Raw genomic sequence first — 14586 nt, 5'->3', positions numbered from 1 at the left:
TAGCGGAACCAGCGCCACTGCGGGACCCGATGATCAGTAAATCGTCGAGAACGCTCAGGCAAGACTAGCCTTTGCGGCAATTGTGTCGAGTTCGGTACATAGCTGACACGCCCACAACACCCTTGCCCGCTACCCTCGCCAGCCGCAACACGTCCTTACAGCACTTTGCGCCTGCGGGCCAGACGCCTATGCTGAAGCCACAACCTCGCCGCCTATCTTTGTGGTTGGCAGCCTATCCGGCAGATGAACACACGCATGCACAACACCCCCACACCTGTGAACGACGATCAAAAAGCGTCCGGCGACGACAAACGCTGGAGCATTCGCGCCCTGATCGTCGACGATGACGTCCCGATCCGCGAATTGATGATCGACTACCTGGCCCGCTTCAGCATCCACGCCAGTGGCGTCACCGATGGCGCGGCCATGCGCCTGGCCATGCAAGCGGAGCATTTCGACGTGGTGGTGCTGGACCTGATGCTGCCCGGTGAAGACGGGCTGTCGCTGTGCCGCTGGCTACGCGCCGAGTCGGACATCCCGATCCTGATGCTCACCGCCCGCTGCGAACCCACCGACCGGATCATCGGCCTGGAACTGGGTGCCGACGATTACATGGCCAAGCCGTTCGAACCCCGGGAATTGGTAGCGCGCATCCAGACCATCCTGCGCCGGGTGCGCGATGACCGCACCGAACAACGGGCGAACATCCGCTTCGACAACTGGCGGCTGAACAGCGTCCTGCGCCAGTTGATCGCAGCAGACGGCCTGGTGGTGCCACTGTCCAACGCCGAATTCCGCCTGCTCTGGGTGTTCATCGAGCGTCCGCGCCGGGTATTGAGCCGCGAACAACTGCTGGACGCCGCCCGCGGCCGCTCGATCGAAGCCTTTGATCGCAGCATCGACCTGCTCGTGTCACGACTGCGCCAGAAACTCGGCGATGACCCGAAAGCACCGCAGTTGATCAAGACCGTGCGCGGTGAAGGCTACCTGTTCGACGCCCGGGACATCGGTTGATGCGCGGGCGCTTCGATACGCTGTTCGGCCGTCTGTTCGGCGTGCTGCTGATCGCGATTATCCTGGCGCACCTGCTGGCTTTTGCCTGGTTTCATCATTACGGCCCGCCGCCACCTCCGCCTCCACCACCGCAATTCTCCGAAGACTTCGACGGCCAACGTCCGCCAGATGACCCGCGCTTCGCCAATCGACCACCCCGGCCGTGGTTCGGTGGACCGCTGGTGCCGCTGACCTTTCAATTTATCTCGCTGATCATTGCAGCCTGGTACGGCGCCAAACTGTTGAGTCGCCCGATCCAGCGGCTCAGCGACGCCGCCGAGCGCCTGAGCGAGGACCTCAACAGTCCGCCACTGGACGAGTCCGGTCCACGGGAAGCGCGGCAAGCGGCACACACCTTCAACAAAATGCAGCGACGCATCATCGAGCAAGTGAAACAACGCTCGCGGATGCTCGGCGCGGTGTCCCACGACCTGCGCACGCCGTTGTCACGGCTCAAGCTGCGGCTGGAGCAGATTGATGACAACAGGCTGCAGGGCCAGATGCGCCAGGATCTGGACGATATGATCAGCATGCTCGACGCGACCCTCACCTACCTGCACGAACAACGCACCAGCGAGGCGCCACAGTGGATGGACGTGCAGGCGCTGGTGGAGTCCTTGAGCGAAAACGCCCAGGACCAGGGCGCCGATGTCCGGGTCAGCGGCCACTGTGCACCGCTGCAAGTGCAGCCGATGGCGTTACGTTCCTGCGTCAACAACCTGCTGGACAATGCCCTGCGTTATGCCGGGCAGGCGCTGATTACCCTGGAGGATCATCGGGAAGAGCTGTTGATCAGAGTGATCGACCACGGGCCGGGAATCGCGGCCGAGCAGCGCGAAGCGGTGTTTGAACCGTTCTTTCGCCTGGAGGGTTCGCGCAATCGCAACTCCGGCGGTGTCGGGCTGGGCATGACCATCGCCCGCGAGGCGGCGGAACGTCTGGGCGGGCAGTTGAGCCTGGAAGAAACCCCGGGGGGCGGGTTGACCGCCATCATTCGCCTGCCGCGAGTTTGAATGACACCCCGACCCATTGTGGGAGCGAGCCTGCTCGCGAAGACGACGGCACATTCAACATCAATGCGGCTGACAGACCTCTTCGCGAGCAGGCTCGCTCCCACAGGGTTAGGGGTGAACCGCGAACTCAGCGCTTGCGCAGAATCACGCTACCGATCGAGTAACCGGCGCCGAACGAGCTGAGCACCGCCAGCGAACCCGCCGGCAGATCATCCTGATTTTTGTGGAACGCAATCACGGAACCGGCGGAGCTGGTGTTGGCGTAGGTGTCGAGAATCACCGGGGCTTCCTGCTCGGTGGCGTCGCGGCCCAGCAGTTTCTTGACGATCAGGTGGTTCATGCTCAGGTTGGCCTGGTGCAGCCAGAAGCGCTTCACGTCGCTGACGTTAAGCTGGTTCTCTTCCAGATGCGCACCGATCAGTTCGGCCACCATCGGGCAGACTTCCTTGAACACCTTGCGGCCTTCCTGGACGAACAGTTTGTCCTTGGCGCCGATGCCCTCTTCCGCCGCGCGGTTGAGGAAGCCGAAGTTATTGCGGATGTTGTTGGAGAACTTGGTCAGCAGTTTGGTGCTGACGATGTCGAACTGGTACTTGGAGGTAGCCTGGTCGGCGCGTTCGATGATGACCGCAGTGGCGGCATCGCCGAAGATGAAATGGCTGTCACGGTCGCGAAAGTTCAGGTGACCGGTGCAGACTTCCGGGTTGACCATCAGGATCGCCCGGGCCTGGCCCAGCTGGATGCTGTTGGCGGCGGTCTGGATGCCGAAGGTCGCCGAAGAACAGGCCACGTTCATGTCGAAACCGAAACCCTGGATGCCCAGCGCTTCCTGCACTTCAATGGCAATGGCCGGATAGGCGCGTTGCAGGTTGGAGCAGGCGACGATCACGCCATCGATGTCCGCTGCGGTCTTGCCCGCGCGTTGCAAGGCTTGCTCGGCCGCGCCGATGGCCATCTGGCAAAGCACCGACCATTCGTCGTTGGTACGCTCCGGCAGGCGTGGCGCCATGCGTTGCGGGTCGAGGATGCCGTCCTTGTCCATGACAAAGCGGCTCTTGATGCCAGAGGCTTTTTCGATAAACGCTGCGCTGGACTCGGTCAACGCCTCGACTTCACCGCGCGCGATAGCGTCGGCATTATCGGCGTTGAATTGCGCCACATAGGTATTGAAAGACTGCACCAGCTCTTCGTTGGAGATGCTGTTGGCCGGAGTGTAAAGGCCGGTGCCGCTGATGACGACATTATGCATGGTCGTGTCTCTAATCTGTTCAGGCAGAAAGCATTGGTACCGACGTACCAATACACAAAGGGTCTATTCCCATCCTGGGGACGCAAACCTGGCATCGCTTTATTCCGTCGCGCGACCGGGCGAAGGCTCTAGTCCGCGAAACCGGCGTTTATGGTCGCGAAGTTTGCCATAAACCTTGGGTTTTGGCGCCTTTTGCAAGAACAATGAGTTACCTGTGGGAGCGAGCCTGCTCGCGAAGGGGCCGTCAAATTCAACATCAATGTTGACTGACATACCGCATTCGCGAGCAGGCTCGCTCCCACAGGGTTAAGGGTCAGCTTCAGGGCTCGACCTGGCTCCACTGCTTGCTCAGGCGCTTATCGGAAATCGGCACCTTGGTTCCCAGTTGCTGGGCGAACAGCGAAACCCGGTATTCCTCCAGCCACCAGCGATACAGCTCCAGCTGCGGATCGCGCTTGCCTTCCTGGGCGTGTTTGTTGGCGCGGGTCTGGTATTGGGTCCAGAGATTGGACAATTCGCCACTCCAGACCCGGTCCTTCTGCACCTGGGCACCCAGTTTTTCGAAACGCTGCTCGATGGCCTTGAGGTAACGCGGCAGTTCCTTGAGCCATTGCATCGGTGTTTCACGGACAAACCCCGGATATACCAGTTGGCTGAGCTGCTGCTTGATGTCGTTCAAAGCCACGGCTTGCGCCAGGTCGATCTTGCCCTTGAAGCGTTTTTGCAGGCCGTGCCAGAGCTTGAGGATTTCCAGGGTCAACTTCGCCAAACGTTCGGCATGTTCGGTCCAGGCGCCGCGCTTGCGCTCGGCCAGCGACGCCAGCCCGGCACCATCGCGGGGCAACGGGTCTTCGCCATCGAGAATGCAGCTGTCGAGGCTGGCCAGCAGAATGTCTTCGACCAGCGCGTCGACGCGCCCCATGTCGCGGTACAGCAGGCCCAGTTCGGTCAGGCCCGGTAGCTTGCCACGCAGGAACTTCGCCGGCTCCGCCAGCTGTTGCATCAGCAAGCGTTGCAACGCGCGGCGATGCTGGAATTCGGCTTCGGCCGGCGTCGAGAAACGGCCTTCCTTGACGGTGCCGCCCTCCTCCACCAGCGCCGGGTACACCGTCATCGACAGCCCGGCGATCTTCTGCTGGGTTTTCTCGGCCACGGCGGCGAACACTTTCGGCTCGACCGGTTGCTGGCTTTTCGCGGTTTGCGGCACGGCCAGCGCGGCTTGGCTGGCTTCGGCGAAACGCGCGGTAAGTTCGGCGAGGTCACGGCCTTCACCGAGGAATTTGCCCTGTGCGTCGACGATTTCCAGGTTCATCCGCAGATGGTTTTCCACCTGCTGCGCCGCTTCGGCCCAGGCTTCGTCGCTGACCCGGGCGCCGGTCATGCGCAGCAGTTCGCGACCCAATGCCTGGGGCAACGAACCTTCGGCGAAGGTCATGCGTTGCAAGGCGGCTTTGACGAAGTCCGGTACCGGTACGAAATTCTTGCGCAAGGCCTTGGGCAGGTTGCGCACCAGGGCAATGCACTTGGCCTCGATCACGCCCGGCACCAGCCACTCCAGACGCTCCGGCGGCAGCATCGGCAACAGCGGTGCCGGTACACGCAGGGTCACGCCGTCGCGCGGGTGGTTGGGTTCAAAGTGGTAGCTCAGCGCCAACTCCAGATCACCGATGTGCAGGGTGTCCGGGTAATGCTGGGCGGTGACTTCACTGGCCTCGCGGGCCAGCACGTCTTCTTCGCGCATGATCAGCAGCTGCGGGTCTTTCTGGCTGTTGATCCGGTACCAGCTGTCAAACGTCGCGGTCTGGTGAATCTCCGCCGGCAGCCGCGCGTCGTAGAAAGCGAACAGGGTTTCTTCGTCGGCGAGAATGTCGCGGCGGCGGGCCTTGGCCTCCAGTTCGTCGAGCTGTTCCAGCAGCTGCTTGTTGGCGGTCAGGCATTTGGCTTTCGACTGAATCTCGCCACGCACCAGCGCTTCGCGGATAAACAGTTCACGGGACACCACCGGGTCCACCGGGCCGTAGTGCACTGGCCGGCGACCGACCACGATCAGCCCGAACAGGGTGATCTGCTCGAAGGCCACGACCTGGCCACGCTTCTTCTCCCAATGGGGTTCGAAGTGGTTTTTCTTGATCAGATGCCCGGCCAGCGGCTCGATCCAGTCGGCGTCGATCTTGGCCACCATGCGCGCGTAGAGCTTGGTGGTTTCCACCAGTTCGGCGGTCATCAACCATTGTGGGCGTTTCTTGCCGATCCCCGACGAGGGGTGAATCCAGAAGCGTCGCTGGCGCGCGCCGAGGTAGTCGCCGTCTTCGGTTTTCTGGCCGATCTGGCTGAGCAGGCCCACCAGCACTGCTTTATGCAGCTTCGGATAATCGGCCGGTTCTTTGTTGAGGCTCAACTGCATGTCGCGGCAGATCAGGCTCAACTGGCGGTGGGAATCACGCCACTCGCGCAGGCGCAGGTAATTGAGGAAGTTCTTTCGGCACCAGTTGCGCAGCGGACTCGCGGTCAGCGCCTGGCGTTGCTCCTCGAATCCGCGCCACAGATTGACCAGCCCGGCGAAATCAGAATCGGTGTCTTTCCATTGTGCGTGGGCCTGGTCCGCTGCTTGCTGACGCTCCGGCGGACGTTCGCGCGGGTCCTGGATCGACATGGCGCTGGCGACGATCAGCACTTCCTGCAAACTGCCCAGCTTCGCCGCTTCCAGCAACATGCGGCCCATGCGCGGGTCCACCGGCAGCCGCGCCAGTTGGCGACCGAGCGGGGTCAACTGGCTGTTGCGGTCCACCGCCGAAAGTTCTTGCAGCAGGTTGAAACCGTCGCTGATGGCCTTGCCATCCGGCGGCTCGATAAACGGGAACGCCGTGATCTCGCCGAGGCGCAGGTGCAGCATCTGCAAAATAACGGCTGCAAGGTTGGTCCGCAGAATTTCCGGATCGGTAAATTCCGGGCGCCCGAGGAAATCTTCTTCACTGTACAGGCGCACGCAAATACCCGGCTCGACCCGTCCGCAGCGTCCTTTGCGCTGGTTGGCGCTGGCCTGGGAAATCGCTTCGATGGGCAGGCGCTGGACCTTGGCACGGTAGCTGTAGCGACTGATGCGCGCGGTGCCGCTGTCGATCACATAGCGGATGCCCGGCACGGTCAGCGAGGTTTCCGCGACGTTGGTCGCCAGGACCACGCGACGCCCCGGGTGCGACTGGAAAATCCGCTGCTGCTCGGCCGGCGACAGGCGCGCGTACAAGGGCAGGATCTCGGTGTGCTTGAGCTGGGCTTTGCGCAGCATGTCGGCGGCGTCGCGAATCTCGCGCTCGCCGGGCAAAAACACCAGCACGTCACCCGGGCTGCGGCGTTCGCTGCGTTCGTACGCGGCGATTTCATCGAGGGTGGCGAGAATGGCCTGATCCACGGTCAGGTCGTCCTCGACGCGGTTGCCCTCTTCGTCCTGCTCCAGGGTCAGCGGTCGATACCAGGTGTCCACCGGGAAGGTGCGGCCGGAGACTTCGACAATTGGCGCGTCATCGAAATGCTTGGAAAAGCGCTCCAGGTCGATGGTCGCCGAGGTGATGATGACTTTCAGGTCGGGACGACGCGGCAGCAAGGTTTTCAGGTAACCGAGCAGGAAGTCGATGTTGAGGCTGCGTTCATGGGCTTCGTCGACGATGATCGTGTCGTAGCGTTCCAGATAGCGGTCGTTCTGGGTTTCCGCCAGCAGGATGCCGTCGGTCATCAGTTTGATCAGCGTGTTGGAATCGCTCTGGTCCTCAAAGCGCACCTGATAACCGACCAGCGCGCCCAGCGGCGTGCCCAGTTCTTCGGCGACCCGGCTGGCGACACTGCGTGCGGCGATCCGCCGTGGCTGGGTATGGCCGATCAAGCCATGCTGGCCGCGACCGATTTCCAGGCAGATCTTCGGTAACTGGGTGGTTTTACCCGAGCCGGTCTCGCCGGCGATGATCAGCACCTGATGCTTTTCCAGCGCCTTCTTGATTTCGTCGCGCTTGGCGGCGATCGGCAGGCTGTCGTCATAACGAATCACCGGCAGGCTGGCCTTGCGCGCCAGCACCTGATCACAGGATGCCTGCATGCGCGCCACCCACTGGGCCAGCTTGGCCTCGTCAGGTTTCTTGCGCAGCTCAAGCAACTGCCGCCGCAGCCGGTGGCGGTCGGCGAGCATGGCGTGATCGAGATTTTTCAGCAGTTTGTCGATGGAGGGCGATTCGTCGGTCATCGGGTACGCAATTCAGTCGTCTAGTGGCGCAAGGTTGCGGATTGTCGCAGAAAAGCAGCTTCAAGCGGCAAGCCTCAAGCTACAAGATGAACGCAGCTTTATCTTGCAGCTTGAAGCTTGTGGCTTACAGCTGCTTCCTCCGATACGGGAATACATCAATCACCTTCCCCGCCCGAATCGCTTCCTGCAAACCCTTCCAGTAATCGGCGTTGTACAACTCGCCGTGCAGTTGATCGAACAACTTGCGCTGCCCGGAGTCGGCGAACAGGAACGGTGGAAACTCCTCCGGGAACACGTCCAGCGGCCCGATGGAGTACCAGGGCTCGGAGGCCATTTCATCTTCGGGTGTGCGCGGTGCCGGGATGTGACGGAAGTTGGCTTCGGTAAGGAAGCAGATTTCGTCGTAGTCGTAGAACACCACGCGACCGTGACGGGTGACGCCAAAGTTTTTCAGCAGCATGTCCCCGGGAAAGATGTTCGCCGCCGCCAGTTGCTTGATCGCCAGACCGTAATCTTCCAGCGCCTCGCGCACCTGTGCCTCGCTGGCGTTTTCCAGGTACAGGTTCAGCGGTGTCATCCGCCGTTCGGTCCAGCAGTGACGGATCAGCACCGTGTCGCCTTCGACCGATACCGTGGACGGAGCGACTTCCAGCAACTCCTCCAGGCACGCCGGATCAAACTTGCTCAGCGGGAACCGGAAATCGGCGAACTCCTGGGTATCGGCCATGCGCCCGACGCGGTCGACGCTTTTCACCAGGCGGTACTTCTCGATCACCGTGGCGCGGTCGACGTTTTTCGATGGCGAGAAACGGTCCTTGATGATCTTGAATACGGTATTGAACCCCGGCAGGGTGAACACGCTCATCACCATGCCGCGCACGCCCGGGGCCATGATGAACTGGTCGTCGGTGTTGGCCAGGTGATTGATCAGCGCCCGGTAAAACTCGGACTTGCCGTGTTTATAGAAACCGATCGAGGTGTACAGCTCGGCGATGTGTTTGCCCGGCAGGATGCGCTTGAGAAAGCCGATGAACTCCGCCGGCACCGGCACATCCACCATGAAATACGAACGAGTGAACGAGAAGATGATCGACACATCGGCTTCGTCGGTGATCAGCGCATCGATCTGGATGCCGCGCCCCTCAAGGTGCAGCAGCGGAATCGCCAGCGGCCATTGCTCATCGGCGGTGTAGATGCGTCCCACCAGGTACGCGCCCTTGTTGCGGTAGAGCACCGAGGAAAACAGCTCGACACTCAGCTCCGGGTCCTTGCACACCCAGTCCGGGAGGTTTTCGCGCAGTTGCGCTTCAAGACGGCGCAGGTCGCCTGGCAGGTCGGCGTATTCCTCGCTGAAGCGGTAATCGGCAAAGATGCTCGCCAGCATGCCCGACAACTGGCCCTGGGGTTTATAGGTACGGGTTTGCGCGGCCCGCGCCCGACGCAGGCTCGGCCGGGTGGTGTGGATGAACATGCAGCCGTCGCTGATCAAGTCATGGCTGAACAGCCCGCAGAAAATCGAGTTGTACCAGGTCTCCGACAGCTCATCGTCGAAGCGCAGGTCGATCAGGCTGATGTAGGCGCTTTTGACCAGCGGCCAGCAGCTGACGTCCAGCGTGTCGGTGTCGAAAGCGATGCGCAGCCGGTCGACCGTTTCGCTGACTTTCTCTTCGTAGAGGTTGATCCGCGCCGCCGAGGCGACTTGTGTCTCCTGCCACTGGGCCTGCTCGAAGCGCGCGCGGGCACCGTCGGTGATCTGCCGGAAGTGCTCGCGGTAATCGTCGAAGCCATCGAGGATCAAGCGGGCGATGTCGGCGGCTGGCCAATGCTGCGGCATGGTGAGACCTCTGCGGGAATTCGTGAGTCCTGAGCTTAGCCAGTGAAGCGGGTGCAGGAGAAGTGTAATTTTCCAGCGCGAATTGAATGCCTGTTTTCCGGTTGCCAGACGCAAGGCGCTCGGCAACACTCTCGTCCCGATCAAGCAAGGAGAGCACCGTGAACCCCGTCGATCTATTCCGATTACTGTCGCTGGCGGCCATTTGGGGTGCGAGTTTTCTGTTCATGCGCATCATCGCCCCGGTGATTGGCACGATTCCCACCGCATTTTTCCGCGTATCGATCGCCGCCGTCGGGCTGCTGGTGATTCTCGGGCTGATGCGTATCAGCTGGGATTTCAAGGGCAAGCTGAAAACAGTGATGCTACTCGGGGTGATCAACTCCGGCATTCCCGCGACCCTGTATTCGGTGGCCGCGCAGGTGCTGCCGGCCGGTTACTCGGCGATTTTCAACGCCACCACGCCATTGATGGGCGTGCTGATCGGCGGCCTGTTCTTCCATGAGCGGCTCACCGGCGCCAAGCTCGGCGGCGTGTTTTTGGGGTTGTTCGGCGTTGGCGTCCTGACACGCGCCGGCCCCGTGGCGTTCGACATGGAATTGCTGCTGGGCGCCATCGCCTGCCTGCTCGCCACCACCTGCTACGGCTTCGCCGGCTTCCTCGCCCGCCGTTGGCTCGATCAGGCCGGAGGGCTCGACAGTCGTCTATCGGCGCTGGGCAGCATGCTGGGGGCGACCCTGTTCGTATTGCCGCTGTTCGGCTACAGCGTGATCAGCCAACCACCGGTCAGCTGGGGTGGCTGGAACGTCTGGTTGTCGTTGTTGGGGTTGGGACTGGGATGCACGGCGTTTGCGTACATCATTTACTTCCGCTTGTTGAGTTCGGTCGGCCCGGTGAAGTCGATGACCACGACTTTCCTGATCCCGCCGTTCGGGGTGTTGTGGGGGGCGTTGTTTCTGGATGAGCCGCTGTCGATGGCGCATATCTATGGCGGGGTGTTGATTGGGGCGGCGTTGTGGTTGGTGTTGAAGCCGGCGGTGAAGAAATCTGTTGAGGTGACTACCAGATAGCTCTGCGGTGCCACTGATGTCGCCTTCGCGAGCAGGCTCGCTCCCACACTGGATCGCCTTGAACACATTTTCTGTGTGAACACCGAGGTCAACTGTGGGAGCGAGCCTGCTCGCGAAAGCGGCAGGCCTGACACCACAATTCACAAAGCCAGATCACTGACCTCCCCATCCACCAACCGCCGAATCCCCAGCGGATTACCGTTCTGCAACGCCTCAGGCAACAACGCATCCGGATAATTCTGGAAGCACACCGGCCGCAGGAAGCGGTCGATGGCCAGGGTGCCGACCGATGTTCCTCGCGAGTCCGAGGTCGCCGGGTACGGCCCGCCATGCACCATCGCCTCGCACACCTCGACCCCGGTCGGATAACCGTTGAGCAGAATCCGCCCGACCTTCTCTTGCAGCAACTCCGCCAGCCAGCGGTACTCCAGCAATTCGTCCGCCTCGCCGATCAGCGTCGCCGTCAGTTGCCCGCGCAGGCCGTGCAGCGCTGCGGCCAGCTGTGCGCGGTCCTCGACTTCGATGACGATGGTGGTCGGCCCGAAGACTTCCTCCTGAAGCAATTCATCGCCCTTGAGCAGCAGGCTGACGTCCGCCTTGAACACCTGTGGTTGCGCCTGATTGCCCTGTTGCGGCTTGCCCGCCAGGTGCGTCACTCCCGGGTGTTCGTGCAGTTCGCCCAGGCCTCGGCTGTAGCTGGCCAGTGCGCCGGCATTGAGCATGGTTTGCGCCGGTTGCTGGTTCATGCTGGCGCAAAAGGTTTGCAGAAAAGTGCTGAACTGCGGCGAGCGCAGGCCGATGACCAGACCGGGGTTGGTGCAGAACTGACCGCAACCCAGCGTTGCCGAACCGGCCAGTTGCGCAGCGATCTGCTCGCCGCGTACCGCCAGCGCTTCGGGCAGCAGGAATACCGGGTTGATGCTCGACATCTCCGCGAACACTGGAATCGGCTGAGGCCGGGTCGCCGCCATGTGGCTCAGGGCGTTGCCGCCCTTGAGCGATCCAGTGAAGCCCACGGCCTGAATCGCCGGATGCTTGACCAGCCACTCACCGACGCCAGCCCCATAGATCATGTTGAATACACCGGCCGGCATCTCGGTGCGTTCGGCGGCGCGGATGATCGCGTCCGCCACCCATTCGGCCGTTGCCATGTGCCCGCTGTGGGCCTTGAACACCACCGGGCAACCGGCGGCCAGCGCCGAGGCGGTATCGCCACCGGCGGTGGAAAATGCCAGCGGAAAGTTGCTGGCGCCGAACACCGCCACCGGCCCCAGTGCGATACGGTACTGACGCAGGTCCGGGCGTGGCAACGGTTGGCGATCAGGCAATGCGCGGTCGATCCGCGCACCGTAGAAATCCCCGCGACGCAGCACCTTGGCGAACAGGCGCAACTGGCCACTGGTGCGGCCGCGCTCACCTTGAATGCGCCCGGCCGGCAACGCGGTTTCGCGGCACACGGTGGCGACGAACTCATCACCCAGTGCATCGATTTCGTCGGCGATGGCGTCGAGGAACGTCGCGCGTTTTTCCGCGCTGAGGTTGCGGTAGATCGGGTACGCCGCGGCGGCGGCTTTGGCGGCGGCATCCACTTCAGCTTCGCTGGCCTGAAAGAAACGGGCTGCCAAGGGCTCACCGGTGGTAGCGTCAAGACTTTGCAGTTGCAAGGTGCCGTTGGCGCTACGACGCCCGCCGATGTAGTTGTGTCCAGATAACGTGGTCATGAGTGGTTCCTTGATCGTCTGGCTAGCTGGGACCTTGTAGGAGCGAACATGCTCGCGATGATCGCTAACGATGGCTCGTGTCTGTTGGTTAAACGCGGCGCTCTCAAGTCCATCGCGAGCATGCTCGCTCCTACAGGGCACGCACCTGACCGATTGGCAACGGTTGGGCACTTTCACCGATACCGTTTTCCAGCGGCGCACCAAACTCCTCGAGGCTGATCTGGAAACGATCACCGGGCCGGGTTTTCACGCCATCGGCAAACGACAGCGTTGCGGTGCCGAAGTAATGCACATGAACATCGCCGGGGCGCAGAAACTGTGCGTACTTGAAGTGATGGAATTCCAGGTTGGCGAGGCTGTGGCACATGTTGTCTTCGCCGCTGAGAAACTCCTTCTCCCAGAGTGTTTCGCCATTGCGGGTGATGCGGCTGGTGCCGGCCAGATGCCGAGGCAGTTCACCGACGCGCAGCTCCGGGCCATAGGCGCAAAAGCGCAGTTTCGAATGGGCGAGGTACAGGTAGTTGCGCCGCTCCATCACATGGTCGGAAAACTCGTTGCCCAGGGCATAACCGAGGCGATATGGCTGGCCGTCCTCGCCGATCACGTAAAGCCCGGTCAGCTCCGGTTCTTCGCCGGCATCCTCGGCAAACGGCGGCACAGGGAAATCCGCACCGGGACGCACGACGATGCTGCCGTCGCCCTTGTAGAACCACTCCGGTTGCGCGCCGACCTGCCCGTGCGCCGGTTTTCCGCCCTCCAGGCCCCATTTGAACATGCGCATGGTGTCGGTCATGCCGGCTTCCACCGCGCCGTCCTGCTGGTGCATCTTGTCCCGGGCCGAGGCGCTGCCCAGGTGCGTCAGGCCGGTGCCGCTGATCAGGCAATGGGCCGGGTCTTCATGGTCCAGGGGTGGCAGGATCCGGCCCTGCTGCAACAGTTGCGCATAGTCAGGACCAGGCTCGGCACCACGCAGGGCGACTTCTTCCTGCAGGCTGCGTTTGCTGCGGATCGCCGCCAGTGCCAGCTCACGGGTACTTTGGGTGCTTTTAAGCACCTGAACCTGTGAGCCTTCGACGACGCCAACGTGGCGTTCACCGGCGGTGCTTTCAAATTGAATCAGGCGCATGACAGCCCTCCGAAAAGTCGTGGTTTGTGGCGAGGGGATTTATCCCCTCGCCACAGGGTCACTCGATGATGTTGAAGTCGCTCAGGTACTCATCGGAGATTTCCAGGCCCAGGCCCGGCTTGTTGTCGTCCAGCTGGATGTAGCCGTTGACCGGTTGCGGTTCGCCCTTGAACACGTAGTAAAAGAGTTCGTTGCCGACTTCGACGTCGAACACCGGGAAGAACTCGGCCATCGGCGAGGCGGTGGTGGACATGGTCAGGTGGTAGTTGTGCATCTGCCCGGCGTGGGGAATCACCGGCACCGACCAGGCTTCGGCCATGGCGTTGATCTTGCGCGCGGCAGTGATGCCACCGACGCGGTTGGTGTCGTACTGGATGACGTCGACGGCGCGGCGTTCCAGCAGGTCCTTGAAGCCGTAGGAAGTGAATTCGTGCTCACCGCCGGAGATCGGCATGATCCCCATTTTTTTCAGCTCGATGTAACCCTCGATGTCATCGGCGATCACCGGTTCTTCGAGCCAGCGCGGTTCGAACTCGGCGAGTTTTGGCAACATGCGCCGCGCATATTCCAGGGTCCAGCCCATGTAGCACTCGAGCATGATGTCGACGTCGGGACCGGCCAGTTCACGCAGGGCGCGCACTTGTTCGATGTTGCGACGCATGCCCGCCGGGCCGTCTTTCGGACCGTAGCCGAAGCGCATTTTCAGCGCGGTGAAACCCTGGCTCAGATAACCCTGGGCTTCTTCAAGAAACAGATCGAGGTTGTCATTGGCGTAGAGCTTGGAAGCGTAGGTCCAGATCTTTTCCTTGGTGCGTCCGCCCAGCAGCTTGAACACCGGCTTGTTCACCGCTTTGCCCATGATGTCCCAGATCGCGATGTCGATGGCCGAGATCGCCGCCATGCCGATGCCTTTGCGACCCCAGGCGTGGCTCTGGCGGTACATTTTCTGCCAGATGTATTCGTTGTCGAACGGGTCTTCGCCAATGGCGATCGGTGCCAGATACGTGTCGATGATTTCCTTGGCCACACGCGGCGCCAGCGCGCAGTTACCGATGCCGACAAGACCGGTGTCGGTCTCCACTTCAACCACCAGCCAACCGTGAAAACGGAAGGAGCCCATGGCGTCGCCGCGCTCGAACAAAATGTCACTGGCGTTGGTGCAGAAGTGCGCTTGAGGTGGGACGACTTTACCTTTCCACTCGAAAACGCGGGTACGGATTGCTTTGATTTTCATGGATACAGATTCCTTGCGCTGCTGGCTTCTTGTTGTAGTTGTTGGGGATTTGATGGAG

9 protein-coding genes are annotated in these 14586 nt (G+C 61.7%); 3 read left to right on the top strand and 6 right to left on the bottom strand.

What is annotated here, in order from left to right; all coding sequences use genetic code 11:
* Positions 1-255: 255 nt before the first annotated feature.
* Together CKW21_RS19295 and CKW21_RS19290 are read left to right on the top strand one after the other, a co-directional pair.
* Positions 256-1014, top strand: a complete 759-nt coding sequence (locus CKW21_RS19295; protein ID WP_095195537.1) for a response regulator — start codon at positions 256-258, stop codon at positions 1012-1014.
* Positions 1014-2066: a HAMP domain-containing sensor histidine kinase gene (locus CKW21_RS19290; protein WP_095195536.1), complete on the top strand. Its 1053-nt coding sequence runs from the start codon at positions 1014-1016 to the stop codon at positions 2064-2066. Before CKW21_RS19295 ends, CKW21_RS19290 begins: the two co-directional genes overlap by 1 nt.
* Before the next feature lie 127 nt (positions 2067-2193).
* Here the strand turns inward: CKW21_RS19290 and CKW21_RS19285 are convergent, their stop codons facing one another.
* The 3 genes from CKW21_RS19285 to aceK all read right to left on the bottom strand — a co-directional run bounded on the left by CKW21_RS19285 (position 2194) and on the right by aceK (position 9380).
* Positions 2194-3315: a beta-ketoacyl-ACP synthase III gene (locus CKW21_RS19285; protein ID WP_095195535.1), complete on the bottom strand. Its 1122-nt coding sequence runs from the start codon at positions 3313-3315 to the stop codon at positions 2194-2196.
* Between the two features lie 319 nt (positions 3316-3634).
* The gene (gene hrpA / locus CKW21_RS19280; RefSeq protein ID WP_095195534.1) at positions 3635-7546 is read right to left on the bottom strand and encodes an ATP-dependent RNA helicase HrpA; all 3912 of its coding nucleotides are present in this window, start codon (positions 7544-7546) and stop codon (positions 3635-3637) included.
* A 124-nt stretch (positions 7547-7670) separates the two neighbouring features.
* Entirely contained in the window at positions 7671-9380 is a 1710-nt protein-coding gene (gene aceK / locus CKW21_RS19275) for a bifunctional isocitrate dehydrogenase kinase/phosphatase (protein ID WP_095195533.1), read from the bottom strand.
* A 158-nt stretch (positions 9381-9538) separates the two neighbouring features.
* Here aceK and CKW21_RS19270 point away from each other — a divergent pair, with 158 nt between their 5' ends.
* On the top strand, positions 9539-10447 hold the full coding sequence (locus CKW21_RS19270) for a DMT family transporter (protein ID WP_095195532.1): 909 nt from the start codon (positions 9539-9541) through the stop codon (positions 10445-10447).
* A 140-nt stretch (positions 10448-10587) separates the two neighbouring features.
* On the opposite strand, the gene CKW21_RS19265 is transcribed toward CKW21_RS19270, so the two are convergent.
* From CKW21_RS19265 to CKW21_RS19250, 3 genes are all read right to left on the bottom strand, one after another.
* Positions 10588-12168: an aldehyde dehydrogenase (NADP(+)) gene (locus tag CKW21_RS19265; protein WP_095195531.1), complete on the bottom strand. Its 1581-nt coding sequence runs from the start codon at positions 12166-12168 to the stop codon at positions 10588-10590.
* Between the two features lie 130 nt (positions 12169-12298).
* Complete coding sequence (gene araD1, locus CKW21_RS19255; RefSeq protein WP_095195530.1) at positions 12299-13294, bottom strand: AraD1 family protein; 996 nt, start codon at positions 13292-13294, stop codon at positions 12299-12301.
* Between the two features lie 58 nt (positions 13295-13352).
* Positions 13353-14528 carry an L-rhamnonate dehydratase gene (locus CKW21_RS19250; RefSeq protein WP_015096352.1) on the bottom strand — a complete coding sequence of 392 codons (1176 nt, stop codon included), beginning with the start codon at positions 14526-14528 and terminating at the stop codon, positions 13353-13355.
* Between the last annotated feature and the right edge of the window lie 58 nt (positions 14529-14586).

This window comes from Pseudomonas sp. Irchel 3A7 (genome assembly GCF_900187565.1).
Classification (GTDB): Bacteria; Pseudomonadota; Gammaproteobacteria; order Pseudomonadales; family Pseudomonadaceae; genus Aquipseudomonas.
Note: the sequence above shows the minus strand (reverse complement) of the source record. Positions and strands in the feature narration are given on the sequence as shown.

Bases quoted from the DNA above. Each gene is read 5' to 3' on its own strand.
- CKW21_RS19295 (WP_095195537.1), top strand. From the start codon at position 256: ATGCACAACACCCCCACACCTGTGAACGACGATCAAAAAGCGTCCGGC.
- CKW21_RS19290 (WP_095195536.1), top strand. From the start codon at position 1,014: ATGCGCGGGCGCTTCGATACGCTGTTCGGCCGTCTGTTCGGCGTGCTG.
- CKW21_RS19285 (WP_095195535.1), bottom strand. From the start codon at position 3,315: ATGCATAATGTCGTCATCAGCGGCACCGGCCTTTACACTCCGGCCAAC.
- hrpA (WP_095195534.1), bottom strand. From the start codon at position 7,546: ATGACCGACGAATCGCCCTCCATCGACAAACTGCTGAAAAATCTCGAT.
- aceK (WP_095195533.1), bottom strand. From the start codon at position 9,380: ATGCCGCAGCATTGGCCAGCCGCCGACATCGCCCGCTTGATCCTCGAT.
- CKW21_RS19265 (WP_095195531.1), bottom strand. From the start codon at position 12,168: ATGACCACGTTATCTGGACACAACTACATCGGCGGGCGTCGTAGCGCC.
- araD1 (WP_095195530.1), bottom strand. From the start codon at position 13,294: ATGCGCCTGATTCAATTTGAAAGCACCGCCGGTGAACGCCACGTTGGC.
- CKW21_RS19250 (WP_015096352.1), bottom strand. From the start codon at position 14,528: ATGAAAATCAAAGCAATCCGTACCCGCGTTTTCGAGTGGAAAGGTAAA.